General features: G+C 37.1%; 26 protein-coding genes. 11 read left to right on the top strand and 15 right to left on the bottom strand.

Features of this window, described 5'->3' with window-relative positions:
* Positions 1–32: 32 nt before the first annotated feature.
* Positions 33–1,187 (bottom strand): hypothetical protein, encoded by a 1,155-nt coding sequence (locus ACQ334_RS14345; RefSeq protein ID WP_430988925.1) that lies wholly within the window; start codon positions 1,185–1,187, stop codon positions 33–35.
* Positions 1,188–1,753: 566 nt separating this feature from the next.
* On the opposite strand from ACQ334_RS14345, the gene ACQ334_RS14350 reads away from it, so the two are divergent.
* On the top strand, positions 1,754–2,158 hold the full coding sequence (locus ACQ334_RS14350) for a hypothetical protein (protein WP_430988926.1): 405 nt from the start codon (positions 1,754–1,756) through the stop codon (positions 2,156–2,158).
* Positions 2,159–2,527: 369 nt separating this feature from the next.
* Positions 2,528–2,818: an isoamylase early set domain-containing protein gene (locus tag ACQ334_RS14355; protein WP_430988927.1), complete on the top strand. Its 291-nt coding sequence runs from the start codon at positions 2,528–2,530 to the stop codon at positions 2,816–2,818.
* Positions 2,819–2,907: 89 nt separating this feature from the next.
* On the opposite strand, the gene ACQ334_RS14360 is transcribed toward ACQ334_RS14355, so the two are convergent.
* Both ACQ334_RS14360 and ACQ334_RS14365 read right to left on the bottom strand, forming a co-directional pair.
* The gene (locus ACQ334_RS14360) at positions 2,908–3,354 is read right to left on the bottom strand and encodes a peptidylprolyl isomerase (RefSeq protein ID WP_430988928.1); all 447 of its coding nucleotides are present in this window, start codon (positions 3,352–3,354) and stop codon (positions 2,908–2,910) included.
* Positions 3,355–3,455: 101 nt separating this feature from the next.
* Positions 3,456–3,830, bottom strand: coding sequence for an RNA recognition motif domain-containing protein (locus ACQ334_RS14365; RefSeq protein ID WP_430988929.1), 375 nt, complete (start codon positions 3,828–3,830; stop codon positions 3,456–3,458).
* A 147-nt stretch (positions 3,831–3,977) separates the two neighbouring features.
* Between ACQ334_RS14365 and ACQ334_RS14370 the strand changes: the two genes are divergently transcribed.
* Positions 3,978–5,450, top strand: a complete 1,473-nt coding sequence (locus ACQ334_RS14370; protein WP_430988930.1) for a Gfo/Idh/MocA family protein — start codon at positions 3,978–3,980, stop codon at positions 5,448–5,450.
* Here the strand turns inward: ACQ334_RS14370 and ACQ334_RS14375 are convergent, their stop codons facing one another.
* The gene (locus ACQ334_RS14375; RefSeq protein ID WP_430988931.1) at positions 5,451–6,062 is read right to left on the bottom strand and encodes a cupin domain-containing protein; all 612 of its coding nucleotides are present in this window, start codon (positions 6,060–6,062) and stop codon (positions 5,451–5,453) included. It lies immediately after the preceding gene.
* 477 nt (positions 6,063–6,539) lie between these two features.
* On the bottom strand, positions 6,540–7,115 hold the full coding sequence (locus tag ACQ334_RS14380) for a peptidylprolyl isomerase (protein WP_430988932.1): 576 nt from the start codon (positions 7,113–7,115) through the stop codon (positions 6,540–6,542).
* Positions 7,116–7,474: 359 nt separating this feature from the next.
* On the opposite strand from ACQ334_RS14380, the gene ACQ334_RS14385 reads away from it, so the two are divergent.
* Positions 7,475–9,886, top strand: a complete 2,412-nt coding sequence (locus ACQ334_RS14385; protein WP_430988933.1) for a GEVED domain-containing protein — start codon at positions 7,475–7,477, stop codon at positions 9,884–9,886.
* Between the two features lie 602 nt (positions 9,887–10,488).
* On the opposite strand, the gene ACQ334_RS14390 is transcribed toward ACQ334_RS14385, so the two are convergent.
* Positions 10,489–11,100 carry a hypothetical protein gene (locus tag ACQ334_RS14390; protein WP_430988934.1) on the bottom strand — a complete coding sequence of 204 codons (612 nt, stop codon included), beginning with the start codon at positions 11,098–11,100 and terminating at the stop codon, positions 10,489–10,491.
* 157 nt (positions 11,101–11,257) lie between these two features.
* Between ACQ334_RS14390 and ACQ334_RS14395 the strand changes: the two genes are divergently transcribed.
* A complete protein-coding gene (locus ACQ334_RS14395; protein ID WP_430988935.1) occupies positions 11,258–11,488 on the top strand; it encodes a hypothetical protein in 231 nt (76 codons plus the stop codon).
* A 76-nt stretch (positions 11,489–11,564) separates the two neighbouring features.
* Here the strand turns inward: ACQ334_RS14395 and ACQ334_RS14400 are convergent, their stop codons facing one another.
* On the bottom strand, positions 11,565–12,962 hold the full coding sequence (locus tag ACQ334_RS14400) for a tetratricopeptide repeat protein (protein ID WP_430988936.1): 1,398 nt from the start codon (positions 12,960–12,962) through the stop codon (positions 11,565–11,567).
* A gap of 176 nt (positions 12,963–13,138) precedes the next feature.
* Here ACQ334_RS14400 and ACQ334_RS14405 point away from each other — a divergent pair, with 176 nt between their 5' ends.
* The gene (locus ACQ334_RS14405) at positions 13,139–14,464 is read left to right on the top strand and encodes a caspase family protein (protein ID WP_430988937.1); all 1,326 of its coding nucleotides are present in this window, start codon (positions 13,139–13,141) and stop codon (positions 14,462–14,464) included.
* A gap of 12 nt (positions 14,465–14,476) precedes the next feature.
* Here the strand turns inward: ACQ334_RS14405 and ACQ334_RS14410 are convergent, their stop codons facing one another.
* Positions 14,477–14,929, bottom strand: a complete 453-nt coding sequence (locus ACQ334_RS14410) for a nuclear transport factor 2 family protein (protein WP_430988938.1) — start codon at positions 14,927–14,929, stop codon at positions 14,477–14,479.
* A 62-nt stretch (positions 14,930–14,991) separates the two neighbouring features.
* Here ACQ334_RS14410 and ACQ334_RS14415 point away from each other — a divergent pair, with 62 nt between their 5' ends.
* Positions 14,992–15,363, top strand: a complete 372-nt coding sequence (locus ACQ334_RS14415; protein ID WP_430988939.1) for a hypothetical protein — start codon at positions 14,992–14,994, stop codon at positions 15,361–15,363.
* A gap of 105 nt (positions 15,364–15,468) precedes the next feature.
* On the opposite strand, the gene ACQ334_RS14420 is transcribed toward ACQ334_RS14415, so the two are convergent.
* The 3 genes from ACQ334_RS14420 to rpmI all read right to left on the bottom strand — a co-directional run bounded on the left by ACQ334_RS14420 (position 15,469) and on the right by rpmI (position 17,577).
* Positions 15,469–16,863 carry an arginine decarboxylase gene (locus ACQ334_RS14420; protein WP_430988940.1) on the bottom strand — a complete coding sequence of 465 codons (1,395 nt, stop codon included), beginning with the start codon at positions 16,861–16,863 and terminating at the stop codon, positions 15,469–15,471.
* 124 nt (positions 16,864–16,987) lie between these two features.
* Entirely contained in the window at positions 16,988–17,332 is a 345-nt protein-coding gene (gene rplT, locus ACQ334_RS14425) for a 50S ribosomal protein L20 (RefSeq protein WP_430988941.1), read from the bottom strand.
* Between the two features lie 47 nt (positions 17,333–17,379).
* Complete coding sequence (gene rpmI / locus ACQ334_RS14430; protein ID WP_430988942.1) at positions 17,380–17,577, bottom strand: 50S ribosomal protein L35; 198 nt, start codon at positions 17,575–17,577, stop codon at positions 17,380–17,382.
* Between the two features lie 233 nt (positions 17,578–17,810).
* Between rpmI and ACQ334_RS14435 the strand changes: the two genes are divergently transcribed.
* Positions 17,811–18,527, top strand: coding sequence for a hypothetical protein (locus ACQ334_RS14435; RefSeq protein WP_430988943.1), 717 nt, complete (start codon positions 17,811–17,813; stop codon positions 18,525–18,527).
* A gap of 23 nt (positions 18,528–18,550) precedes the next feature.
* On the opposite strand, the gene ACQ334_RS14440 is transcribed toward ACQ334_RS14435, so the two are convergent.
* The gene (locus ACQ334_RS14440; protein ID WP_430988944.1) at positions 18,551–18,673 is read right to left on the bottom strand and encodes a hypothetical protein; all 123 of its coding nucleotides are present in this window, start codon (positions 18,671–18,673) and stop codon (positions 18,551–18,553) included.
* 191 nt (positions 18,674–18,864) lie between these two features.
* Here ACQ334_RS14440 and ACQ334_RS14445 point away from each other — a divergent pair, with 191 nt between their 5' ends.
* Together ACQ334_RS14445 and ACQ334_RS14450 are read left to right on the top strand one after the other, a co-directional pair.
* Positions 18,865–19,338 carry a GNAT family N-acetyltransferase gene (locus ACQ334_RS14445; RefSeq protein WP_430988945.1) on the top strand — a complete coding sequence of 158 codons (474 nt, stop codon included), beginning with the start codon at positions 18,865–18,867 and terminating at the stop codon, positions 19,336–19,338.
* Positions 19,339–19,461: 123 nt separating this feature from the next.
* The gene (locus ACQ334_RS14450) at positions 19,462–19,818 is read left to right on the top strand and encodes a nuclear transport factor 2 family protein (RefSeq protein WP_430988946.1); all 357 of its coding nucleotides are present in this window, start codon (positions 19,462–19,464) and stop codon (positions 19,816–19,818) included.
* A gap of 49 nt (positions 19,819–19,867) precedes the next feature.
* Here the strand turns inward: ACQ334_RS14450 and rluF are convergent, their stop codons facing one another.
* The 3 genes from rluF to thrS all read right to left on the bottom strand — a co-directional run bounded on the left by rluF (position 19,868) and on the right by thrS (position 23,478).
* A complete protein-coding gene (gene rluF, locus ACQ334_RS14455; protein ID WP_430988947.1) occupies positions 19,868–20,626 on the bottom strand; it encodes a 23S rRNA pseudouridine(2604) synthase RluF in 759 nt (252 codons plus the stop codon).
* A 145-nt stretch (positions 20,627–20,771) separates the two neighbouring features.
* Positions 20,772–21,434 carry a translation initiation factor IF-3 gene (infC, locus tag ACQ334_RS14460; RefSeq protein WP_430988948.1) on the bottom strand — a complete coding sequence of 221 codons (663 nt, stop codon included), beginning with the start codon at positions 21,432–21,434 and terminating at the stop codon, positions 20,772–20,774.
* Positions 21,435–21,534: 100 nt separating this feature from the next.
* Positions 21,535–23,478 (bottom strand): threonine--tRNA ligase, encoded by a 1,944-nt coding sequence (thrS, locus tag ACQ334_RS14465; RefSeq protein ID WP_430988949.1) that lies wholly within the window; start codon positions 23,476–23,478, stop codon positions 21,535–21,537.
* 181 nt (positions 23,479–23,659) lie between these two features.
* Here thrS and ACQ334_RS14470 point away from each other — a divergent pair, with 181 nt between their 5' ends.
* On the top strand, positions 23,660–24,730 hold the full coding sequence (locus tag ACQ334_RS14470) for a hypothetical protein (RefSeq protein WP_430988950.1): 1,071 nt from the start codon (positions 23,660–23,662) through the stop codon (positions 24,728–24,730).
* Positions 24,731–24,765 lie beyond the last annotated feature (35 nt).

Consider the following 24,765-nt stretch of genomic DNA (forward strand, 5'->3'; position numbering starts at 1 on the left):
TACTGTGTACCCAGTTGTACAAAAAACAACTGTTATTGTTTCACAATATGCTGATCCACATATGCAGAGATCCAACCAACCTGGCCGTTTTTTACAAGGAAGAATTGTTTCTTTTCATAGATCCCTTCAAACTGCCTCATAATTTTAAGTAAAAGACCAGTACCTGCCATTAAAGATTTTTGATCAAACACCTGGTTCACTCTTTTTACTTCTTTACTGATGGCCAGCTTATCCAGTGTTTTATCTGTAATAGATTTTGTAATGGCCTCATCGGATATTGAAGGATAATTTTTATATAAACGTTCGCTGAATTTAAGTACATCGTCATAAGTAACCGGCACTACTGAATTACTGTTCAATTCCGGGTACAATAAAGTTGCCACCGACCATGCAATACCACCACTAAAAGCAATATAATCACTCATAGGATAAGCTCCGCTTTCGTTAACCATGTAAGTGATCTCAGAGTTTTCTGCTCCTGTAAGCACCCTTGTTAATTGCTTATTGAAATTATCAATGGTCTTATCGTCCTCACATCTTTTTTCTGTTGCATTAGCGGTACTTTTTGTTCCCCAGCTCAATTGAAAAAGCTTGAGCATTTTAGTGTCTCCATTTGGAAAAAAACCACCTTTTGTATTACCACTTCCTATGTCAATTAAAAAAGTAGTGTACCTCCTTGATTCCGGCACAATACCCAGGTGGGATAATTTCGCTTCCTGTAATACATCTACCACTTCTACGTCACGCTGTGGTTCATTCACTTTTGTTTTAAATGAATCGATAAGATTTTTAATAAAATCATTTTTATTATCTTTTTCAGCCTGGCTTTTTACACCACTGCTTACTACTGTAAAAATGCTTTCGCTGGAAATATTATAGTCTTTTTTTGCAATAGCGTATAAATTAGAAAACGCATTAAGTGTGGCCTGGAAACTTGATGGCGAAAAAGTGATAAAATCAGAATTGATTGAAGTGTCTTTAAGTACATTAAAAGCACCTGTTTTCTGTGCATTTTTTCCAATCTCCAGCACACTCATTTTTACGCCTTTGGCGCCCACTTCAATTCCTGCATATACAGCAGAATTATCGTATTTAAGTTTGAAACTATTTTGTGAAACTGCAACAGAACTGCCAGCCAGTAAAATAAAAGCTGTAAAGGATAAACGTTTAATGTTGATAGGGAACATTTGGGTAAAATATTTTTTTAAAATTACTATAATATGTTAACCTGTTATAGCTCAAAGCCTTATTGTGAAAAAAATGTGACTAAACTTTTAGGGGGGCGTGCAATAAGTTTTTAGTGGTTTTAAAGCATGAATTTGCATTTTAAAGCAAGTTTTTGCGTTTTTTTGAACGTTTAAATGCGGTTGGCTATAATTAAAGAAATTTTGTAAAACTCAATACCAGCAAGGGTTTAAAGATTTTTTTAACTATTTTGGAGTAATAAAAACTATGTAAAATGGGTTTAAAGAGTTTAAAAACCCGCAGTATGTTTGCATCAGAATTAATCAGTGCTCTTATAAATAATACAGCAAAATAAGAATTTAAAAAAATGCTGTTGTCACTGTTTCTTACTTTATAAAAAGTTGCGTTAAGCACTTTATCCGTTGCCTGCCATATCGAAAAAATCTAACCATTCAGCCTGCTACATGAATAAGAAAGTAAACCCGTTGACTGTATACAGTTAACACAATTATAAAACAGAGTAACCTTTAAAAACGGTATTAATTAGTAACCTTTAAATTAAAACAAAATGAAAAATTTGAAAAACATCACCACGGCTTTTATCGCAGTTGTATTATTTGCTACTTCTGCTTCAGCCCAAACTGCTACAGCAAAAACTGCAAAAGCAGACGAACCATTTACCGTAAAATACATTGGTAATGAAGATGATTATCTTTATTTCCAGGTAGAGATCAACACCGGTAGCAGCAACTATTCTTTGCTGAAAATTAACGACAAATCTGAAGGCGAGCTATATTCTCAAAGCTGGAAATCAAACTTAAAACTGCAAACGTTTAAGATTGAGAAAAAAGATGGCCAGGAATTAAACTTTAAATTGTTATCAGGCAGCAAAGTGTACAGCAAAACTTTCTCTGCTACAACAAGCCTTAAAGAAACAACTACTGTAAACGAAAATGATATGGTGGTTCTCTAAATTGTAAAGCAATTTATCGATACTGTATTTCCCTGGAAAAGCTAAACTAAAACTAAGCTTGTAAGTACTTTAAATAAAGTATTTGCAAGTTTTTTTTATTTACAGTATATCGTTTGGCAGGGGAATTACATTAAATAAACAATACAATAACACCAGCTTTGGGTTACCTTTTAAAAAAATAAGTATTAACCACTAAGAAACTAATATCTGAATTATTTTGCAGCTATTACTTACGCTGCAGCGGTTTTTGATAAGATATTCGCTGAACGAAGCGCCTTTTCCGCCTGCTATAATAAAAATTTTATGCTTTTTTGTAAGTGTCACTTATTGGCACATACAAACAAATATTTTTAACTAAAAAGAAAACAAATGATCCAGAAGACGTATTTTAAAACCAAGGATTACTGCAAGGTAAAATTTGTGTTTACCGCTGAAAATGCCGAAACAGTAGAAGTACTTGGCTTAAACAGCGATTGGAAAAATTCAGTTATAATGAGTAAAAAGAAAGATGGCAGTTTTACCTGCGATGTTTCTTTACCTAAAAACTCTCAGCACCAGTTTAAATACAGGGTTAACGAAACTACCTGGGTTAACGAACCTGAAGCAGATAGCGAAGTGCCTAATGAATTTGGTGGCAGTAACAGCCTGATTAATTTATAATAGTGTTTTTTTATAGTTAGTGATTGTTAATGAACAAGGCCGGTTATTTAAACCGGCCTGTTTTATTTTAGTGTTGCTTTGAAAAATGATCAGAGCAGGATTACTTTTTCCATTATATCACCGCCTCTTATATCATCAATCACATCTACACCGTCAATTATTTTACCAAAGCAGGTATGTACACCATCAAGATGTTTAGTATTACTGCGGTTATGGCAAATAAAGAATTGAGAGCCCCCGGTATTCAATCCCCTATGTGCCATCGACATCACTCCCCTGTCGTGAATTTGTTTTGCACCTTTGGTTTCACACTTGATTGTATAGCCTGGCCCGCCTGCACCGCTACCATTAGGGCAGCCTCCCTGAATCATAAAATCGGGAATAACCCTGTGAAAGGTTAAACCGTTGTAAAAGCCTTCTGTAATCAATTTTTTAAAATTAGCCACGGCAATCGGCGCATCATCATCATATAGTTCAAATTTTAAAACACCTTTTGCTGTGTGTATTTCGCCTTGTGTAAGTGCAACTTCGCTCATAATTATTATTCTTTTTTTGCTGTACGCACCAATGCAGTGCCGTATTTCAGCTTCGTTAATACCAATTAAATTTGTTGGAACAGTTAAGTAAGCAGATCGCCTTAATAACGGTTTCTGTCACGGTTAAAATTACCCCTGTCATTACCACCACTGTTTCCGCCACCCCGGTAACCACCGCCGCTACTTCCACCACCATTATAACCACCTCCACCGCGGTTGCCGGAAGGAGGCCCGCTGCGCTCTTCAGCCTCTTTAATTACCAGTGGTTTTTTTCCCAGTGATATTTCATTAAGACTATCCATCGCATCCTTTGCTTCAGTGCGGTCAGGCATATCAACAAAACCAAAGCCACGGCTTTTCCCGGTTTCTTTATCAATAGCAACTTTGGCAGATGCAACTTTGCCAAATTTCTCAAATATTTCTTCCAGTTCGGCATCATCTAGATCATACGGTAAGCCAGCAACAAAAAGTTTCATATAGATATTTTTTGTAAAAGTAAGTAACTTATAGCTTCTTTCTTTTAATTACTGTTATTTTAAAAATATTTAAAAATACAGGGCTGTTTCTGAAATTTTGATTTAAATTAAATTCTCAAACAGGTATTCACTCAAACGCTCGTTAATATGAAAAAGAAAAAAAATGCTGCGACAGAAAACAATTCACGCAGAAGCTTCCTTAAAAACAGTATTGCACTGGCAACCGGTTTTTACATTATTCCACGGCATGTGTTGGGTGGACGAGGATTCATCGCTCCCAGCGACAGGTTGATTGTTGCAGGTATTGGTGCAGGTGGTAAAGGCGAAAGCGACCTGAATGAATTTTTTAAAAGTGGTAAAGCGGATATTGCTTTTCTATGTGATGTTGACGACAGGCAGGCTGCTACCAGCAGAGGCCGTTTTCCTAAAGCAAAATACTATAAAGATTTCAGGGAGATGCTGGATAAAGAAAGCAAAAACTTTGATGCGGTTTCCGTTTCCACGCCAGATCATAACCATGCTATACAAGCCATGGCTGCAATGCAGCTGGGCAAACATGTGTACGTGCAAAAACCACTTACCCATGATATTTATGAGGCCAGGATGCTTACACAAGCGGCATTAAAATATAAAGTAGTTACACAAATGGGTAACCAGGGTTCGTCAGGAGATGGTGTAAGACAATTGATGGAATGGTATAATGCAGATGTTATCGGTCATGTACATGATGTATACGTGTGGACGGACAGGCCGGTGTGGCCACAAGGCATAGCATGGCCAGGCAAACCTTCTCCGGTTCCTGATGAATTAGATTGGAACCTTTGGTTAGGCACTGCTCCTAAAAAAGATTATGTAGAAAATATAGCTCCTTTTAACTGGCGTGGCTGGTGGGATTATGGTACCGGCGCATTAGGCGATATGGGATGTCACTTAATAGAAGCTCCATTTCGGGTATTAGGACTTGGCTACCCTACCGAGGCCACCTGTAGCGTTAGTTCTTATTACACCGGGCCATTCAGGCGTGGGTATTTTCCTGAAAGTGCACCAGCTGCATCGCATGTTACGCTAAAATTTGAAAATAAAAAAAGTAAAGAACATACCATTTTACATTGGATGGATGGTGGTATTCAACCCGAACGCCCGGATGAATTAGGAGCCAATGAAATAATGGGTGATGGTGGCAACGGTGTAATATTTGTTGGCACAAAAGGAAAAATGATGTGTGATACTTATGGCGCTAATGCAAGGTTGCTGCCGTTATCACGCAATAAAGAAGTAAACACACCTGTAACTATTGCACGAGTGCCGGGCGGCGCTGGCGGCCACTACAAACAATGGGTAGAAGCCTGTATTGCCGGCGTCAATAGTAAAGAAGCAAAAAATCTAAGTTCTCCATTCAGTATTGCCGGGCCACTTACAGAAACAGTATTAATGGGTAACCTGGCCATAAGAAGTTATGATGTAAGAAAAGAAAGAGCAACCGAACCCGGTAAGTTTGATTACCCGGGACGTGGCATAAAATTATTGTGGGATGGTGACAATATGAAGATCACCAATTTTGAAGAAGCTAATCAATTTGTAAAAAGAAGTTACAGAGAAGGCTGGAGCCTGGGCATATAGCTACGCTGCTATTCTCTGCAGTATCACTTTGCAGGGAATAGCAGAGGTTACTGTTACAACATGAGGTTTATATAAAGGAATATTAAGGGTATCCCCTGCCGTTAATTGATGTGTTTCATCGCTAATAACAATATCACAAGACCCTTCAACCACAAGAAATTTTTCAAACTCATCATGATGAATTTCCTGAGGAGCCATTTTCTTTATCCATACAATGGCAGTTGTCATCGTTGGCGTGTACCCGATAATCCTGGCATGCAGATCGGGTAAAACTTCCGGTGCCTGCATATCCTCACGGCTTAACCATGCATTAAATTCTGCGATCGTGGAGTTTTCATTTATTACGGGTGGAAAAGATTCTGCCTCGCCATTTTTAATTCTTTCAGAATAATCAATTGTAGCCAGCAAAAAAGGCTTAATGGTTTCTTCAGGCATTACCGGGTTAGAAACGGAATACTCCTGTAAAGCCCTTTCTATACTTTCAATCTCATCTCCTATCTCAGGGTGCATCACAGCCATGCGCTCAATTTCTTTTGCTTCAGTGGCACTGGCATTACCTAATACATACATTTCCAGTATCCCCGATGCTATAAAATCTTTTAGTGGCTGCATTTTTATTTTATCAACTTGCTGATTATGCTGCAAAATTATAGTCTTTATGCTTAGTTATTTTAAAATGTTTTTAGTTTGATAAATTTCAACAAAAATGCATAAAACTTAGTGCAGTAAAGGGTTTCGTTATAAAAAAAATGCAAAAAAATTTGCGAAACCGGAATATAGTTATACTTTTGCACTAACGATTCAATGCCTGTTATCAACCACCTCCCTCAATAGTAAAATCTTTTCACAATTTATTCCGTATTCCGTATCTGCTGAAAACCAGGTTTTTAGACCTATTTTTTAATCATTAAAACCGTAAGAAATGAAAAAGATTTACGCTCCTGTTGTGGCAGACACATTTGCTGCGATCGGAATTATTGCCGCATTTTATGGATTTTTAGCTTTAGTTGCGTTTGTAGCATACTAAATGTTATCTTGCTATTAACTTATTATGGGTTCTGCAATGCGGAACCCTTTTTTTATGCTTACTTAAAGCCTTTCAATGTTCAGTATTGTTACCGGCCTTACAAATGATTGACCATTTGCCGGCTGGCTTTGAATCTCTCTTACTATCGTCATACCACTTACAACTCTGCCGAAAGCCGCAAATCCCAACCCATCCGGGTTAGCAGTTTTACTGCTGTCAAAATCCAGGTGGTCTCCAATACAAATAAAGAATTCTGTATTAGCAGATCCTGCAACATTTCTTGCCAGCGAAAGTGTGCCTGAAGTATGGGATAAACCCGTTTGCCGTGGAGATTCGTGCGCAATACCGGGAATGCTAACGGCTTTTTTATTATCGCTTTGCCAGATACCTCCTTGTATAAGGCCGGTATTATTATTTGAGGCCATCGATTCTTCTAATAAAACCCTGTAAAAAGAGCTTTTTTTATACATGCCTGCATCTACATAAGATAAAAAAGCGGCAACAGTTCCGGGTGCTTTATCTGCAAAAAGCTCAGCTTCAATATTACCATAGTTAGTGGTGATCTGTATATGCGGATTTTTATTGCTGTTACAGGAAAATAACAGTACTATGCCGGCTATAATAGCAAATTTATTCATACTGGCAAATTACCTATTTATTTGGTTTTATAATGTATGCAATAAATAAAAAAACTGCATTTATAAGACTGCCTGTTAAAAATATCGGGATGTTTTTTTACACATCATTATATTTTTTTACGCTAAACAAACCATTTATAGTAAACCTGTATTTAGTCGTAGCAATGTTGATGGTTTTTTGCAATTACAGCTTTTCCTATCACATTTTTCAACCTGTAGTTCCCTGCAGTTTTTTAATTGCAGGCGTTGATATAGTAGTGAAATTACTACAGCATTAATAGCTACAGAATGACCGTTATCGGTAAAATAAAAACCGGTAATTCTTGTTTATATAGTTACTTTTTTTAAACCATTTTACTATGAAAACACTTTACACAAAAGCATTTTTGATCTTCGTATTTACAACCATTATTTATTTCTCTGCAACGGCTCAATATTGTAGCCCGGTAATAAACAACTCAGGTATTTACATTTTACAATTGAATTTTGGAGGCTTCGGAGATATCGCCGGAGGACAAACTTATTTCACCGCAAGTAATGGCTATACACAAACATTAGGCTCAAGTGCAGGAACCGTAAAACCTTATTTTGGCGGTGGTTTTTTTTACAGTATTTCAAACCCAACCGGTTCGTCAAAAAATTATGATTTCAGAGGCTTTGCCGATTGGAATGATGATGGCGATTTTGCTGATGCCGGAGAGCAACTTTTTACAGTTTCGGGCACAGTACCTGCCATCAGCAGCACCACTACAGGCAACAGCATAATTCCACCTTTATCAGCTGTACCTGGTGATCATCGCATACGAATAACCTTAAGCCAAAGCGGTACAGCTACAGCTTGCGGAACCTATACCGGGGAGGTTGAAGACTACAAAATAACAATACCAATAAATACAGCACCTGTTTTAAATACCGGCGCAACTACTTATGTAAATACATTACTAAGCTCTGTTACCAATTCGGATGGTATTGCTATTGCTGAACTGGTAAATGGTGCTAAGCCTGCTGCAACTTTAATAAGTGATGCCAACGACAGGGGGCCTGAATGGTATAATATGGTGCCCAGGGGTATTGCCATATATGGACAATCTGCACCGAATGGCACATGGCAATATAAAGTTGGCGCAGGCAGTTGGACCAACTTTGGTGCCGTAAGCAGCAGCAATGCGTTACAGTTAATGGCTGACCCGAGCTATACCACTTATCAAACAGCTACAAGAATTCGCTTTACACCTACCAGTACGGGTACACCTTCTTTTACTTACAGGGCGTGGGATGGTACTACAGGCAGCAACGGAAGTTATGCCAATATTGTTTCTACAGGTGGCACCACTGCATTTAGTACGGCCAACCTTACAACAACGCTTCCGGTAATTGCATCAACCGGCTATAATGATAATATTTACCTCTCTACTTTAAATAATATTATCTACACTGCTCCACTGAATAAAACAACCTTTACCCTCGGTAACGCCGAACCGTTATTAAGCAACGCTCCTGATTATTATGCGGCTAATATTACACTGGATGCCAATACCAATAGATTATTCTGGATCTCGGGGCAAAATGCAGATAAGATAGCCTCAGCCAATACTAACGGTACAGGACAGCAACTATCGCTGATATCCGGCATAACTTATTTAACTGGTTTGGCAACAGGCAACGGAAAATTATTTTACTGGAACTGGGCGTCTGACTATTCTTCCGCCGACCTGTACAGAGCAAATACAGATGGCACCGGGATACTTAAAATATCAGGTGGGGCCGGGCAATTTAACGGCACGGGTACATCAGACACAAAAGATATTGAATACTATAACAATAAAATATACTTCCAATATTCTGATGGTACCAATTTTAAAATTGCATCTGCCAATACAGACGGTACTGGTTTCACCGATCTTTATTCCACCACCAATTATTTTGGAGGCATGACTGTAGCTGCCGGTAATATTTACTGGACAGAAACTGACGCTACTGTAAATAAAATGGCTATCAGTGGCGGAGCAGTTACTGTACTTTCCATCGAAACAGGAACTACATTAAACGACATCATTACTGATGGCGCTGGTACAACTGTTTACTTTTTGGAAACCGATGCAACAAACCCTACTTACTCCATGATAAGAAAAGTACCTGCAGCAGGCGGCAGTACTACAACTGAGCTTACAATAAGCGGTGTCGCTACTTCTATTAGTTTCAATACTTCAGCAGTAGTTCTTGCAGTATCACTACTTGATTTTACAGGTGAGTACGACAACAATAAACATGCATCATTACTAAAATGGAAAACATCCGGCGAAACAAATTTTGCTTATTTTACGTTAGAAAGAAGTGTTGACGCAATAAATTTTATACCTGTTACAAACGTTACTGCTAGCGGCTCTACCAGCCAGGGAGGCGTTTATAATTTTACAGATATAGTAAAAGACATTACTACTGATAAATTGTATTACAGGCTTAAAGAAGTAGACCAGGATGGCCATTATAAATATTCAGCTACAGTTTTGCTAAGGATTGCAGCAGATATTACAGTGAGCAGGCTGTACCCTAACCCCGGCAATGGTGTTTACACAATTCAATTGAATGAAGTACCTGCGGCAATGGTTTCTCTAAAAGTGTATAACAAAATTGGCCAGCTGGTAACCATTGGTGAATTCAATACAAAGAAATATCAGTTAAACCTTGGCGGGCAGGCTTCAGGGATTTATTACCTGCAGCTTACTTATACCGACGGCACAAGTAAACAATTTACAGTAGTAAAAGAATAAGTTGATAAGAGGCATAATTATTAATATGCCTTTAACCAGGCAAAGCGTTTCTACAATAAAGAAGGCTGTCTTAAAAAAAGACAGCCTTCTTTATTGTATTTTTCAACAGTGTTTTAACGAATATAATCAAACCGGAGTTTTTTGTTTCCTTTAAATGTACAAGATACCTGCTGCCAATCATTCATTCTGTGCATGTAGCGAATGAGATTATTAAAAATAGCTACAGTTCCATATCTGCTATTGAGTATTTAGACAGAGACGCCATGGGCAATCAACCCGTATGCTTTTAAAGGTATCTGTATATGTACATTTGAAGAAAGGATATAACTACCGAACGGCAGCAAGCGTAAATAAGGGAAAACATCCGTTTACAAGGTAATGGATTGCATACATTGCTTACTGAGACAAGTCTGTTATAAACAAAAATAACAAACGTTCAAATCAGGTCAAATCAGTATGAATGGATATTCCGGTAGTAGTCTTACCAAAGATTAAAACAGAAGCAGGAATTTACCAGCACAAAAAAAGCCTGTTGAAACCTACGTATTGGTTGAGGGATAAAGTAATAAAAAAAGCTGTCTTTTCGAGACAGCTTTTTTAAATTAGTTTTTAGAAACGTATCGCTGATTATTGTAGATATCTGCGGTAGCTAATAAATTCTTTGGAAATACTGCTGCTTTCTTTTTATTGGTAAAGAAATTAAAGGCTTCATTATTGTCCCTTATTAAAGCTTTCATCAGCTCTGGGGTATAAGCAGTTATCTGGCCATCATCACCTGATTGCAGATAAAATTTTTCGGTGGTGTTATGACCATTGTAATACTTCAGGGAAAAGACATTAAGTTTTCCTTTGGCTACTCTCACTGCAAAGCCTGGTAAGGCTTCTACCGCTACATAACTTGGTTTAGACGCACTGAATTCTTTCTGAGAAATGGCATAATGCTCTTTACTCTGGTAAGCTTTAATATCATCTGCTGTAATTATTATACCTCCATCAGCAACAAGATGAGGTGTTTTAAAAACTCCGGTAACCAGTTTTAAACTGGTATAATTTTTAAGGCTTCCGTCTTTCATTTGTACAAAACAGGTGCTTTCTTCTTTAGCACTTTCCATTTCTGCTTTGTGTTGATCGATGGAGTTTTTACTTGATGTACAGGAGTTTAGCAAGACAAAAAGGCATAATGCGCCTTTAAAAAAGGGTAAATTTGTTTTCATTTTATCAGGATTTTGCTAATAACGTATCACCAAAACTTTTATTGTATCAAAACCTTTAAATGATTCCACATGCAATAAAGGTCAACTATTAATTGTATTTATTTTTGTTATGAAACTACATTCTTTTTTTGTACTATTATATTCTAAACCAATCTATATGCTTACAAAAAGAACTAATTTCTCTTTGGGTATTCTGTTGGGCTGTTTTGTTATCAGCTCGTTTTGTGCCTGTACTAACAGCGAAACCAAGGCTGCCGATGCCACAGCTCCAGACAGCTCAAAAATGAAGACTGCCCCTCCTGCTGCAACTAATACAATGGCAAAAGATTCCGGGCAAAATGAATTAGACACAACCAGTCGTTCAAGGCCACTTTTACCCGGCCATTAAAATAAATGTTAGTTAACTAACCAGCATCAATTCGCAAAAAAAAGGCGGGTTGATGCTGCTATTAAGATTGTATGAATCAAAGATTTCTTTTTATTTTCATTCTAAGTCTCTTAAACTTCAAATTCCCGTCACGATTATTAGTTTTCCTGATAGTAAGTTTCTCTATCAGCCAGTGTTCTATCCTGTGATGGGTAGGTATCAGTAGTGATGCAATGATCACAAATATCAAAAGCTCTAAAAGTGGTGTGTGATGGGTAATTTCCACTACTACGGGGTGCAGTAATAAGGTTAAGTATTCAAAAAGTATCAGCAGTGAAATGATGCCGAGAAATTTTATTACTCTTATATGAATTTTCCTCTTGCTCAGCAGCAATGTCATCAGGAAAAGAGCCGGAATGAATATTCCTATTAACAGCAGTTGTAATTGCTGAGACCTTTCCTCTTTTGCCTTTTTTGTATTTTCAGCAATTTCTTCCTGCCTCAATTGTTCATTAGTTGAAATGATCTGGGATTCTCTTATCCTGTCTTTACTGTTAACAGAATCTTTTAAAACCTGCACCTGTTCTAAATAAGCAAATGCACTATCCGTTTTCTTCATTTTTTTATATTGCTCCGTTAAAAAATTAGCGGCCTCTAATTGCCTTGACCGGAACCCGTCTTTTTGGGCAAGGGCAAATGAATAGCGGGCATAAAATAGTGAGGAATCGCTTTGCCCCGTTAGATCATACAATTTTGCTAATCCGATAGTGGCTTCACAAATAAGATCTTCTGCAGTGGCGCTTTCCAGGTAAGGTAATGCGCCTTTATAATTCAATAATGCAATATCATACTGCGCTGTCTTTAAATATACATGTGCCAGGCCGGTCATAGAAATCCCTGTTAAATATCCATCCTTTAATTCCTTTGCAATCTCCAGCGATTTTGAAAAATAGGCAAACGAAGAGTCTGCTATATTCTGCCTGTCATACACATCACCGATATTGAGGGCAATGTTATATTTAAGATCTTTTACGTTGTTATTTGTAATTATTGAATCAGCTTCACGAAAATATACCAATGCCTTTTCATATTCTTCCTGGTAAACATACACAATACCAATATTCATTGTTACACTGGCAAGGTTGTGAGGATTATTTTTCTTTTCTTCCAATTTTAATTTCATAATATAATATTCCAGTGCACGTGGGTAATTGCCTATGCTTAAAAAAGCATTGGCTATTTCGCCCAATGATCTTGACTCACCTTCTGTATACTTAATATTCCGGGAAAGAAACAATGCCCGCTGAGCCAGTATTATGGCAGAATCGGGATTGTAGATGTAAACCGCACCTGCCATTTGCCACATGTAGGTTACCCTGTTAGTATCAATTTTTTCTTTTGCCAGTAAAGAGGCAAGGCTATCGGCATACTGTTTTTGTGCATGAGTAATTATAAAGCAAAAAAGAAATAGAAGTAAGAGGCAGTTCTTTTTCATAAAAAAGTTTTTGGGGCTGATAATTAACTACAGGGGCTACACTTTCAATATCTAAATTAACAGGTAAAATTTTCTTTGAATAAATTATTTTAAAAATTAAACCGGCAAAAGCTTGATATTCCCATTTTTAAAAAGTAGATTTAAAGTAATAAATTCCCCATCAGGCACTGACAATAATGAGAGCAAAAATAACCTTAACCATCCTCCTTGTTTTTGCGATAGGTTGTACAGCCTACTCCCAGTCGGTTTACTATTTAAATTACCGCTTTACCAATATACAGGATACCACATTGTATCATGTTTTTTTAGTACGCTACGACGACGGAACTGGTTTTTACCGGGTGCGGTTTTATGACGATGTTAGTAAAGAAGATGTGCTGGTTGACCTGAATATGGAAGAAATGTATGCTGTTGATAAAAAAGGCAACATAGATCAAACCAAGTTATATTTTAAAGGTTCTGATCCGGAGATCATTGCAGGAGATAAAAGCATTAAATATTATCCCGAACGTTTCTGGTTTAAAATGGATACCAGAACGGGTGTGTATGAGCCATGGGGCGTTACTTCACCGGATGAAAAAGGCACAGCGCAGGGTAAATTTGTTGATCCCCCGGAACTTATCGACCAACAAGACCTTACCAAAGATTTTGTTTCGATCTTCTTTTTAGAAAATGAAGATTTTTATGAAAATCTTTTTACTACTACTTCAAGAGCGCTTACTCCTGATCAGAAAAAGACTCAATTGCATATTATTATAGTTGCCAATACCGAAGATGAAAGTATTGGTAATACCTGTGTGCTGGATAAAGACAGAACTTTAAAGACCTTTAAAGACCTTGCTGAATATCTAGGGATTGGCTTTGATCCTAAAGTTATTTTTGGCAGCGATTACAATAAACAGAATGTTCAAAATGCCATTCAATCATTAAATCCTGGTGCAAAAGATATTGTAGTATTTTATTACAGCGGTCATGGTTTTAGTAATCAGAATGATACCAGGCAGTTTCCCAACATGGCATTGTCTAATAAAAGTTATGAAGATGCATTGGCAAGTTCTATGAATATTGAAGACGTTTTTAGCACAATAAAAAAGAAGGGCGCCAGGTTTAATCTGGTGTTCAGCGATTGCTGCAATAATAATCCTGATGATAAAGCCAGTGTAAGTTGCGACATCCCCCGTACCAGGAGTTCTTCTCTGGGCTGGAGCCTGGATAATTGCAAAACCTTATTTATGAACGAAAAGCCAATGTCGATATTAATGACCGCTGCAACCAAAGGGGAATTATCTAATGGTAATGCCTCTTATGGTGGATTCTTCACTAACCAGTTTCGCACCGAGCTTGTCAATTATTTTGGGCCATTTCACCAAAACGTAACCTGGGATGCCATTTTAGAAGAAGCTAAAAAGCAAACTACAGAAAAAGCTGAAAAAACCAGGTGCAGTGATAGTGGCCAGCCGGTAAAAACCTATAAGCAACATCCTGTTTACAAAATACTATAAGCCAGGCTATTTTTATTCGCAGCCTTTCTTTCTCCTTGTATCAATCAGGTATTGTATTTTCCATTCACCATTTATCTTTACTAATTGAAAGGAATCAATACCACAATGACTGAAAACTCCTTTGTAATAAAATTTATAAGGTGCCCACACAATAGCTAAAGGGCCATCAATTTTTATTATATCGTACACAATTCTTTCATCTGCATCTCCCTTTGGCATTTTACTTACAATAGTTGCAAAGCTTTCAACGCTGTCGTTTTCAATTATCGTTTTACCGTCTTTATTACTGCTGATGGTTTGTAAAATAGCGCTATCTGCAAATGCTGTTTTTAATAATACAGCATCACTATTCTTCATACCATCAAATAATTTACTGATCACTGTTTTTATAGAATCCTCTGCTGATTGGGCTTTTATAGTAACAAACAGCATAATAAAAGTTAAAAAAAGTAAAAACTGTTTCATAAAAAATTCATTTATTCTTTTTTGGTAAAATAATTGCTAGGTAAATGTATAACCCAAGTTTCATGAAAAAATACAAATTACACCAATGGTTACCGTTATTATTTACGTTGGTGATTTTTTCGGCCTGTAACAAAAAAGATTATCCTGAAAACAATGTTGAAAGACAGGATAAATTTGAAAATGTAAAGACAGCTGACGATGATTATACCCCTCCGCCTGTGATCAGTATTGCAGATGATTTAGCAAAAAGCAATAAAGATGGAGAAATGTTTTACGACAATGAATATGGCTACCGCTACTGGAAATTTTGTGATGGCAAGTACTATTTAGATGCTAAATACGAATCGGGGGCAAAGCCAGATAAGAGAGTCGCTAAAAGAAACATCAAAAAGCACCGCAAGAGAAATACGGAAACTGATTATGCACATGAATAACACATAATAATTTCCTCAACCCTACGTTAAATATATAAGCGGGCAAAAAAACCGCTTCTGTAAAATAGCCCACCTGCAGGAAATAGTCTTGTGGGCTTATTTTTTTTAATACCCCAGTATCTTCAGCATACTTTGCGCCGTTTGTTCCTTGGCATATACCCAATCCACCAGTTTTCCGTTCTTATCATGCCCTACAATAATATGCTTTGGCGATGGGATAAGGCAATGCTTAATACCTCCATACCCGCTGATCTGATCCTGGTAGGCACCGGTATGAAAGAAACCAACATATAAAGGTTCCCCATCACCCACCTTTGGCAAGAAAACTTCGTTGATATGCTCTTCGCTATCGTAGTAATCATGGCTGTCGCAGGTAATACCGCCCAGCACCACACGATGGTATTCATTATCCCATTTATTGATAGGCAACATTAAAAATTTCTCACCAATACCCCAGGTATCCGGTAAAGTGGTAATAAAAGAAGAGTCGATCATGTACCAGGTTTCTTTATCATTCTGGTTCTTCTGGCCTATTACACTGTAAATATGTGCCATACTCTCGCCCACGGTATAGCTGCCGAATTCTGTAAAAATATTAGGCATCGGTACTTTACTCTTCTTGCAAGCCACTTTAATATTCCTTACAATTTCGTTGATCATAAACTGGTAATCATACTCAAAGCCCAACGAATGCTTGATAGGAAAACCACCGCCAATATTTATTGAATCCAGTTCGGGGCAGATCTTTTTTAACTGGCAATACAAATTGATCACTTTGTTCAATTCACTCCAGTAATAAATATCATCCTTAATCCCTTTGTTTAAAAAGATATGCAGCATTTTTAATTGAAAACGGTGTTCGTTGCCTTCAATCTTATCTACATAAAATTCTAAAATATCTTTTGCCCTGATGCCTAAACGGGAAGTGTAAAATGGAAAGTTAGGTTCTTCATCTGCAGCTACCCGTATACCCAGGTTAAAAGGAACTTTTACGGATTTAATATAAGCCCGTAATTCTTCTACATTATCCAATACAGGAATTACATTTTTAAATCCGCTGTTTAATAAACCGGCAATACGGCTGGTGTAAGGTTTTTGCTTAAACCCATTGCAGATGATGAAAGTATCTTTATTGATTTTTTTCTTGGCGTATAATTTTTTTATGATATCGATATCATAAGCATAAGAAGTTTCCAGGTGAATATCATTCTTCAGCGCTTCTTCTACAATAAAAGAAAAGTGAGAACTTTTAGTGCAGTAACAGTAATTGTATTTTCCTTCGTACTTATGCCTTTTAAATGCATTGGCAAACATGGTTTTCGCCTTATTGATCTGTTTACCAATTTTTGGCAGGTAAGTTAATTTAAGCGGCGTACCATATTTATCTATCAGCGCTTTTATATCAAGATCGTTGTATTGTAAGTACTCATTCTTTACTTTAAAATCTTCCTGGGGAAAGTTAAAGGTTTGATGAACGAGGTCGTTGTACGTATTATCCATTTACTGAACTGCTTAATTGGGTTAGTGAATTTTTTTACAAATGTAATTGATTGAAAAATATTTATCCATAAAAAAACCGTCACGCTTATGCCATGACGGTTTTACTACATTATTGCGCCAGTAATTACTTTACTGAATCAACTAATTTTTTGAATGTTTCCGGTTCGTTCATAGCTAGGTCAGCCAGAACTTTACGGTTCAAATCAATATTTTTAGCAGCTAATTTGTGGATGAATTCGCTGTAAGTAATACCTTCTGCTCTTACGGCTGCATTAATACGTGCAATCCATAAACCGCGGTATTCTCTTTTCTTAAGTTTACGGCCTACATAAGCGTAGGTCTGTCCTTTTTCTAAAACGTTTTTAGCTACTGTATATACATTTTTACGCTTACCGTAAAAACCTTTGGCAGCTTTTAATATTCTTTTGCGGCGGGCCCTGCTGGCTACTGCATTTACTGAACGTGGCATATTCTAATTTTTTTAAAGTTAATAGTTGATTCTTTCCTTTCGGAGGATTATTTCATTCCCAATAGTCTTTTTACAAAGTGCATGTTGGCATCTGCAACTACACCATCCATACGCATGTTACGTTTGCGTTTGGTAGATTTTTTTGTAAGAATGTGACGTTTGAAAGCTTTCTGGAAAGTGATTTTACCGGAACCGGTAACTTTAAAGCGCTTTTTAGCGCTGCTGTTGGTTTTAACCTTTGGCATTATATAACTTATTTTTGAGTTACTCCCTGCTGGTGCTCCTGTACGTACAGGAAACTTTTTGAACCTTGTGGGAAATGTTTAAAAAAGAGAACTTTTCTTTTTCGGGCGGCAAAGATAGGGATAAATTGTTAGATATGAACGATTGAAGCAAGTTTTTTCTAACGTAGACTACACAGCTATAGGCAATTACAAATCAATAACTTAGTATTACAAATCGACACATAAGCAAACCAATGTTAATAAAGGATCAAATTAAACGTTTCTATTCATTACTGAAATCCGCCAATTTATTGGATTGGAGAAACGAACTGCAAATAAGAAAAGAAAAAAAAGCTATTGGTCATGCATTTCCATCGTCTTTAAGACAGGATGTTGAATGTGTGATCAATATCCTCCCCTTTAACCGTCATATTAAACATCAAGACGGGAACGAAATTAAAGTCAATAGCCTGATTCACCAGGGCAAACTAGTTGTTTCCCTGAATAAAGAAATTTTAAAAATTCCAGAGCGAATATACTTTAATATACCACCGGAGGATAAAGAAAAAGAATTGACCGATTTACAGAAAGATATCCTTAATTGCCTGTACCTAAAGCATCATAATGGTTTCGTAAGGCAAAAAAGGCTTAAACTATTATCAGGAAAAAATGACGACTTTGTGGTTGCTTTTAAATTTGATTTACTGGGCGACTATGTAATTGAAATTGTAGAAGATTTACAAAAACATATAACAAGAGATAGTATTGACAGTTTTGTAAAATTTGCAACCGAAAATGAAAAATATTTTTCCAGAACAGAAAGCAGGATGACTAGTTTTTGGAGCGCTCATTACAGATGGAAATTTGAAAAATTAAAATACTATATTGGCAAACAAAATATTGACGAAATAAAAAAGCGCATTGCAGAACTTCACAAACAAAAACAGGACGCTATCTCTAACGCCCTGTAACAAATATGCTGGTTCAATTATTTTTACATACCTAATGAATTCACTTCGGGTAAGGGTACAAAAAGTGAAGCTACGATCCATATCATTATTGCAATCAATGCGATGGTTTCACCTTTGGTCAGCTCGATAGCAAAATACTTTTTCATAATTAATTTTTTATCGGTTTAATAATTTTTTTAGTTGCTTTCTTTGTAATAATAGACGGTGCACTACGCCACAGGTTTAATAATTCGGTTTTTTTGTTTGTTAAAATTTTGTTTATGCCATTTGTATAACGCCTCACTTCTTTTACAACCTAAATTCTTACTTTTAATTTTTATTGTAATACTGCAGAACGATGGAACAAATAATTGTACGAAAAGCAACGCTGGATGATATGGATACCTTACTCCTTTTTGAACAAGGCGTAATAGCTGCAGAACGTCCCTTCGACATTACTTTAAAAAACGATCCCATCCGCTATTATGATATTGAGAAAATGATAACAGCCGCTCATGTAGAATTACTTGTTGCAACATTGAATAGTACTATTATTGGCAGTGGTTATGCCCGGATTGAAAATGCAAAACCGTTTTTGAGATATGAGCAATATGCCTACCTTGGTTTTATGTACGTATTACCCGAATACAGAGGTAAAGGTGTGAATAAACTGATCATTGATGCGTTGGCCGGATGGTCAGCATCAAAAAATATAACTGAATTAAGACTGGAAGTGTATCAGAATAATGAGCCTGCTATCAAAGCCTACGAAAAAACAGGCTTCACCAAACTTTTGGTGGAAATGCGGATGGAAATAAAAAGTAACCAATAAAAATAATATCGCCATGATAAAAAAAAAATTACAAAAAAACTATTTGCAGTTTTATTAATTACACTGTCACTACACATTTCAACAAATGCACAGGAAAAGAAAGTAGCACAAACGCCGCAGGAATTGTACAACGAAATTGCACATATGGACAGTGTGATATTCAGCTATTTTAATACCCAACAATTTGAACCTTTTAAAGCATTGTTCACAAAAGACCTGGAATGGTTCCAGGATAATGATGGCTTAGTGCCTTACACTACAGTGTTCAAAAATTTTAAAACTACTTTTAATAAGCCGTTTAAATTAACGAGGCAATTGGTAAGTGGTAGTTTAGAGGTACATCCTATTAAAAACTACGGCGCTATAGAAATTGGTGTACACCAGTTTAAGCACATTGAAAATGGCAAAGAGGAAACGGGGACTTTTAAATTTGTAATGATCTGGCAGAAAAAAGAGGGCAATGGAAAATATCCAGGGTGATCAGTTATGATCACTAATAAGGAATGGATCCAAATCTAATTCCGATGTGCTATTCATCCATACCTTCATTACCATCTGCGGTCTTACTGCTGTTAGCTACCATATTGTTGATCACAGTAATTTCAGCAGGAGTAAAATAGCGCCATTTACCGGTTTGCAACCCGGATAAAGTAATATTCATTATCCTTATGCGTACCAATGCTTCCACATTGTAGCCTAATGCTTCGCACATGCGGCGTATCTGCCTGTTTAACCCTTGTGTAAGAATTATTTTAAAACGGTTGGGGCCTTCCTGTTTTACAAAACATTTTTGTGTTACCGTACCTAATATCTTTACTCCATTCCGCATCTTATTAATAAAATCTACGGTAATGGGTTTATCAACTGTAACAATATATTCTTTCTCATGCTTATTACCGGCACGTAAAATTTTATTTACAATATCGCCGTCATTAGTTAAAAAGATCAACCCTTCACTCCTCTTATCCAATCGGCCAATTGGAAAAATGCGGGTTTTAAAATTCACGTACTCAATTATATTAGTTTTATCTTTTAAATCAGTAGTGCAGGTAATACCTTTGGGTTTATTCAATACAATATAAACAGGACCGGCATTATTTTTACCAGTACTGTTTTTTTTCCTGATCGGTTCTCCGTCTACGAGTACCACATCTTTTTCGCCTACACGGTTGCCCTTGTGGGCCTCTTTTCCGTTAATAGTTACACGGCATTGCTCAATATATTTATCGGCTTCCCTGCGGCTGCAAAAACCTGTTTCGCTGATGTATTTATTTAAACTTGTGTCCATTGAAACATTTCAGATTTCAGATTTGCGATTTTAGATTTCAAATAAACTCACAATACCCATTTTTACAATAAAATAGGGAAGCTGGAGCTTCCCTATACAGTACTATTTTATTAGCATAGAAATTAAATTAATTGCCCGATATCTACTAACCTGCATTATCCGGTGCCGGTGCTTCTGCAGCTGGTGCAGGAGCAGTCTTATCTTCTTTGTGCAACTTTCCTAATTCCGATCCTGATTTTTTCTTTTGTGCTTTTGGTGCAAACATAACCAGCATCCTTTTACCTTCCATTTTTGGTAACCCTTCCAATGCACCAACATCTTTTAAGCTATCTGCAAATTTCAACAGCAATAACTCCCCACGTTCTTTAAACATGATGGCACGTCCCTTAAATTGTACGTGGGCTTTTACTTTATTACCATCAGATAAAAACTTTTCGGCGTGTTTTACCTTAAATTCAAAATCATGATCATCGGTATTAGGCGTAAAGCGAATTTCCTTAACCTCACTGGTTTTGGATTTTGCTTTCATCTCTTTCTTCTTCTTCTTTTCTTCGTACAAAAATTTATTGTAATCGATGATCTTACAAACCGGAGGGTTAGCGCCTGGCGAAATTTCAACAAGGTCCAAAACTTGTTCTCTTGCAATTTTTACAGCTTCAGCTGTAGGATAAATACCAGGTTCTACATTATCACCAACTAAACGTACCTCAGGTACTTTAATCATGTGATTGGTTCTGTGTTCCTGTTGTTGTTCTTTTTTAAAGCGGGGATTAAACGCTCCCCTGGGCGGCCGTGGAGGAAATGCCATTTACAATTTTTAATTTACAATGTTGTTTGTTTGTATAGCGAAATTATTATTTCGCTTATTTATAAAACCTATTTAAAAACGAAAAAATATTTTCGTTGCACTACAAAGAACGCTCTTTTATTTCTGCCGAAATTTCTGTGATAAATTCACCCAGGTCTTTCGCACCTAAATCTCCTTTACCTTGTCTTCTGATTGATGCTTTGCCTTCATTCATTTCTTTCTCACCAATCACCAGCATGTAAGGTACTCTTGCCAACTCTGTGTCCCTGATCTTCTTGCCCACTTTCTCATTCCGGTCATCAATCTCTGCACGAATATCAGCATTTTTTAGCTTTTGCAAAATAGTATTTGCATAATCCATGAATTTATCGCTGATGGGTAAAATTCTAACCTGTAATGGTGCCAGCCAGGTAGGGAATTTTCCGGCAAAATGCTCCAGTAAAAATCCGATGAAACGTTCATGAGTTCCCAGCGGAGCCCGGTGAATGATCAATGGCACTTCGGGTTGGTTATCCTTATTGGTAAAAGACAATTTAAATTTCAGCCCCGAATTAAAGTCCACCTGGTTGGTGGCTAATGTAAATTCCTTGCCTATCGCACTCCATATCTGCACATCAATCTTAGGGCCGTAAAAAGCGGCTTCATCCTGTACCTCAACAAAAGGAGTGTTTGTATCTATCAGCACCTTGCGTACCATATCTTCGGTTTCTTTCCAAAGCTCAGGCTCATTTACATATTTCTGTCCCAGTTTAGCAGGGTCGTGCAATGAAAGGCGCATTACATATTTATCTACACCAAATATCTTGAAGTACTTGATATACATTTCATTAACGGCCTTAAATTCCTGTGCAAACTGCTCCCTGTTGCAATAAATATGAGCATCGTTCATGTGCAGGCAACGCACCCTCATTAAACCAAATAATTCACCACTTTGTTCGTACCGGTAGCAAGTACCGTATTCTGCAATACGGTAAGGAAGGTCCTTATAACTCTTCTGGTCAGCATCAAATATTTTATGATGATGAGGACAGTTCATTGGTTTAAGATAATATTTTTCCCCATCCATTTCCATTGGAGGAAACATACTATCAGCATAATATGGCAAATGGCCGCTTGTTAAGTAAATACTTTCTTTTGCCAGATGTGGTGTAACTACTCTTTTATATCCTGCTGCTGTTTCGGTTTCTTTGGCCAGTTTTTCTAATTCCTCAATAATCACAGTTCCATTCGGCAGCCATAAAATAAGGCCGGGTCCTATTTCATCATCCATTTTATATATGCTCAGTTCTTTACCGAGTTTACGATGGTCTCTTTTCTTAGCTTCTTCCAGCAAAGCAAGGTATTCGTCCAGTTCTTTCTGGTTTGGAAATGTTACGCCATATATCCTGGTAAGTTGTTTATTCTTTTCATCGCCTTTCCAGTAAGCACCGGCAATGCTCATCAATTTAATTGCTTTAATAGCACCGGTTGCAGGAATATGTGGCCCACGGCACAGATCGGTAAAGCTGCCCTGTGTGTAAAAAGTAATACTGCCATCCTGCAGGTTTTGCAGCAGGTCAAGCTTATACTCATCTCCTTTTTCGGTAAAATAAGCAACTGCTTCAGCCTTTGATTTTTCAGTACGCAGGTAGGTATTATTTTGTTTAGCCAACTCTGCCATCTTCTTTTCCAGTTCCAGCAGGTCTTCTTCATTCAATTTGCGGTCGCCTAAATCAATATCGTAGTAAAATCCCTTTTGCAAACCATTATCAATAGGCGGGCCTACCCAGAACTTAGCGCCGGGGAATTTATCTTCTACTGCCTCAGCCATTAAATGTGCTGAAGAGTGCCAGAATGTTGATTTCGCATCTTTATCATCCCACGTGAGCAATTTTAATGAAGCGTCACTATTTATCGGGCGTGTGGCATCCCACACTTCTCCGTTAACACTTGCGGCCAATACTTTTCTTGCCAAACCTTCGCTGATGGATTTGGCCACATCCAAAGCTGATGAACCCTGTTCATATTCCTTTACAGCCCCATCCGGTAATGTAATCTTTATCATATCTTTATATGCCTGCCTTAAAGCAATGCAGACTGCAAATTTAACGAACTATTAGCTAAGGAAAAATTAATCTAAAATATCTTTGTAAATAATGTGATCATCTTATGCTTGAAACAACTTTTAACAGAATACCGATTGAGAGCGTATACAAAATTTATTATGAATAAATTGAAAAGTGAAAATGAAAAAAATTATACCATTAGTAACCCTTGTTTTTTTTAGTTGCATTGCATTTGCCCAGGAGTTTAAAGGCCAGTGGAAAGGGCAGTTTATAGATAACAGCAGCACATTTATGGGCTGGGGTGGCGAACGTTGTGATTATGTGCTGGAACTTGAAACAAATGGCAACGATGTTACAGGTTATTCCTATACCTATTTTAATGACGGAGGCAAACGATTTTATACTATTTGCAGGCTGAAGGGCAAAATAAATAAGAGAGAAAAATATATTGAAGTAACAGAAATAGAACGCACCAAAACCAATGTACCTAATCACATCCGCAATTGTTTCCAGGTACATAAACTCACTTATTTTAAAAAAGATGATGTGCAAACGCTGGAAGGAAGCTGGTCGCCGGCACCCAACCAGGAAGGTGATTGCGGCTATGGCACTACTGTTTTATCGAGAAGGATACTAAAAAGAGAAACGCCTCTTTTTAACAATGCTACCGCAAGAAATATAAAACCGGAGAAAAAGCCTGATAACAAATCTATTAATACGGACAAAAATAAACCTGTTGCACCCCCGCTGGCAAACAATATCACTAAACCTCCGGTTGCTCCTCCTCCGCCGGTTGTTAAAACAAACCCTCCGGCAAAACCTGAAATCAAAATACCTACCGATCCGGTAGTAAAAAATGACCCGGATATCAGGCAACGTCCAGATGCGAATTTTGAAAGACGCAACAGTAATTTCATTAAAACCATTGAACTGGATAATGAAACATTTAAAGTTGACCTTTACGATAATGGAGATATTGATGGCGATAGTATTTCACTTTTTTTTAATGGGAAATTATTGCTTTCTCACAAGCGCCTTTCCGACAAAGCTATCAGCCTTACCCTGAATACCGAAGATAACAGGGATGTAAATGAGCTGGTAATGTATGCTGAAAATTTGGGTGAGATTCCACCCAATACTGCATTAATGGTTGTTACTGACGGTACTCATCGTTATGAAGTACGAATTACCTCCGACCTGGAAAAAAGTGGTGCCATTCGTTTTATACATAAACCAAAACCTGCACAATAAAATAGCAATAGCGGCGTTAGTACTTAAACCAATAT

This window comes from Ferruginibacter sp. SUN106 (assembly GCF_050611765.1).
In the GTDB taxonomy this organism is placed as follows: domain Bacteria; phylum Bacteroidota; class Bacteroidia; order Chitinophagales; family Chitinophagaceae; genus Ferruginibacter.

Bases quoted from the DNA above. Each gene is read 5' to 3' on its own strand.
- ACQ334_RS14345 (WP_430988925.1), bottom strand. From the start codon at position 1,187: ATGTTCCCTATCAACATTAAACGTTTATCCTTTACAGCTTTTATTTTA.
- ACQ334_RS14350 (WP_430988926.1), top strand. From the start codon at position 1,754: ATGAAAAATTTGAAAAACATCACCACGGCTTTTATCGCAGTTGTATTA.
- ACQ334_RS14355 (WP_430988927.1), top strand. From the start codon at position 2,528: ATGATCCAGAAGACGTATTTTAAAACCAAGGATTACTGCAAGGTAAAA.
- ACQ334_RS14360 (WP_430988928.1), bottom strand. From the start codon at position 3,354: ATGAGCGAAGTTGCACTTACACAAGGCGAAATACACACAGCAAAAGGT.
- ACQ334_RS14365 (WP_430988929.1), bottom strand. From the start codon at position 3,830: ATGAAACTTTTTGTTGCTGGCTTACCGTATGATCTAGATGATGCCGAA.
- ACQ334_RS14370 (WP_430988930.1), top strand. From the start codon at position 3,978: ATGAAAAAGAAAAAAAATGCTGCGACAGAAAACAATTCACGCAGAAGC.
- ACQ334_RS14375 (WP_430988931.1), bottom strand. From the start codon at position 6,062: ATGCAGCCACTAAAAGATTTTATAGCATCGGGGATACTGGAAATGTAT.
- ACQ334_RS14380 (WP_430988932.1), bottom strand. From the start codon at position 7,115: ATGAATAAATTTGCTATTATAGCCGGCATAGTACTGTTATTTTCCTGT.
- ACQ334_RS14385 (WP_430988933.1), top strand. From the start codon at position 7,475: ATGAAAACACTTTACACAAAAGCATTTTTGATCTTCGTATTTACAACC.
- ACQ334_RS14390 (WP_430988934.1), bottom strand. From the start codon at position 11,100: ATGAAAACAAATTTACCCTTTTTTAAAGGCGCATTATGCCTTTTTGTC.
- ACQ334_RS14395 (WP_430988935.1), top strand. From the start codon at position 11,258: ATGCTTACAAAAAGAACTAATTTCTCTTTGGGTATTCTGTTGGGCTGT.
- ACQ334_RS14400 (WP_430988936.1), bottom strand. From the start codon at position 12,962: ATGAAAAAGAACTGCCTCTTACTTCTATTTCTTTTTTGCTTTATAATT.
- ACQ334_RS14405 (WP_430988937.1), top strand. From the start codon at position 13,139: ATGAGAGCAAAAATAACCTTAACCATCCTCCTTGTTTTTGCGATAGGT.
- ACQ334_RS14410 (WP_430988938.1), bottom strand. From the start codon at position 14,929: ATGAAACAGTTTTTACTTTTTTTAACTTTTATTATGCTGTTTGTTACT.
- ACQ334_RS14415 (WP_430988939.1), top strand. From the start codon at position 14,992: ATGAAAAAATACAAATTACACCAATGGTTACCGTTATTATTTACGTTG.
- ACQ334_RS14420 (WP_430988940.1), bottom strand. From the start codon at position 16,863: ATGGATAATACGTACAACGACCTCGTTCATCAAACCTTTAACTTTCCC.
- rplT (WP_430988941.1), bottom strand. From the start codon at position 17,332: ATGCCACGTTCAGTAAATGCAGTAGCCAGCAGGGCCCGCCGCAAAAGA.
- rpmI (WP_430988942.1), bottom strand. From the start codon at position 17,577: ATGCCAAAGGTTAAAACCAACAGCAGCGCTAAAAAGCGCTTTAAAGTT.
- ACQ334_RS14435 (WP_430988943.1), top strand. From the start codon at position 17,811: ATGTTAATAAAGGATCAAATTAAACGTTTCTATTCATTACTGAAATCC.
- ACQ334_RS14440 (WP_430988944.1), bottom strand. From the start codon at position 18,673: ATGAAAAAGTATTTTGCTATCGAGCTGACCAAAGGTGAAACCATCGCA.
- ACQ334_RS14445 (WP_430988945.1), top strand. From the start codon at position 18,865: ATGGAACAAATAATTGTACGAAAAGCAACGCTGGATGATATGGATACC.
- rluF (WP_430988947.1), bottom strand. From the start codon at position 20,626: ATGGACACAAGTTTAAATAAATACATCAGCGAAACAGGTTTTTGCAGC.
- infC (WP_430988948.1), bottom strand. From the start codon at position 21,434: ATGGCATTTCCTCCACGGCCGCCCAGGGGAGCGTTTAATCCCCGCTTT.
- thrS (WP_430988949.1), bottom strand. From the start codon at position 23,478: ATGATAAAGATTACATTACCGGATGGGGCTGTAAAGGAATATGAACAG.
- ACQ334_RS14470 (WP_430988950.1), top strand. From the start codon at position 23,660: ATGAAAAAAATTATACCATTAGTAACCCTTGTTTTTTTTAGTTGCATT.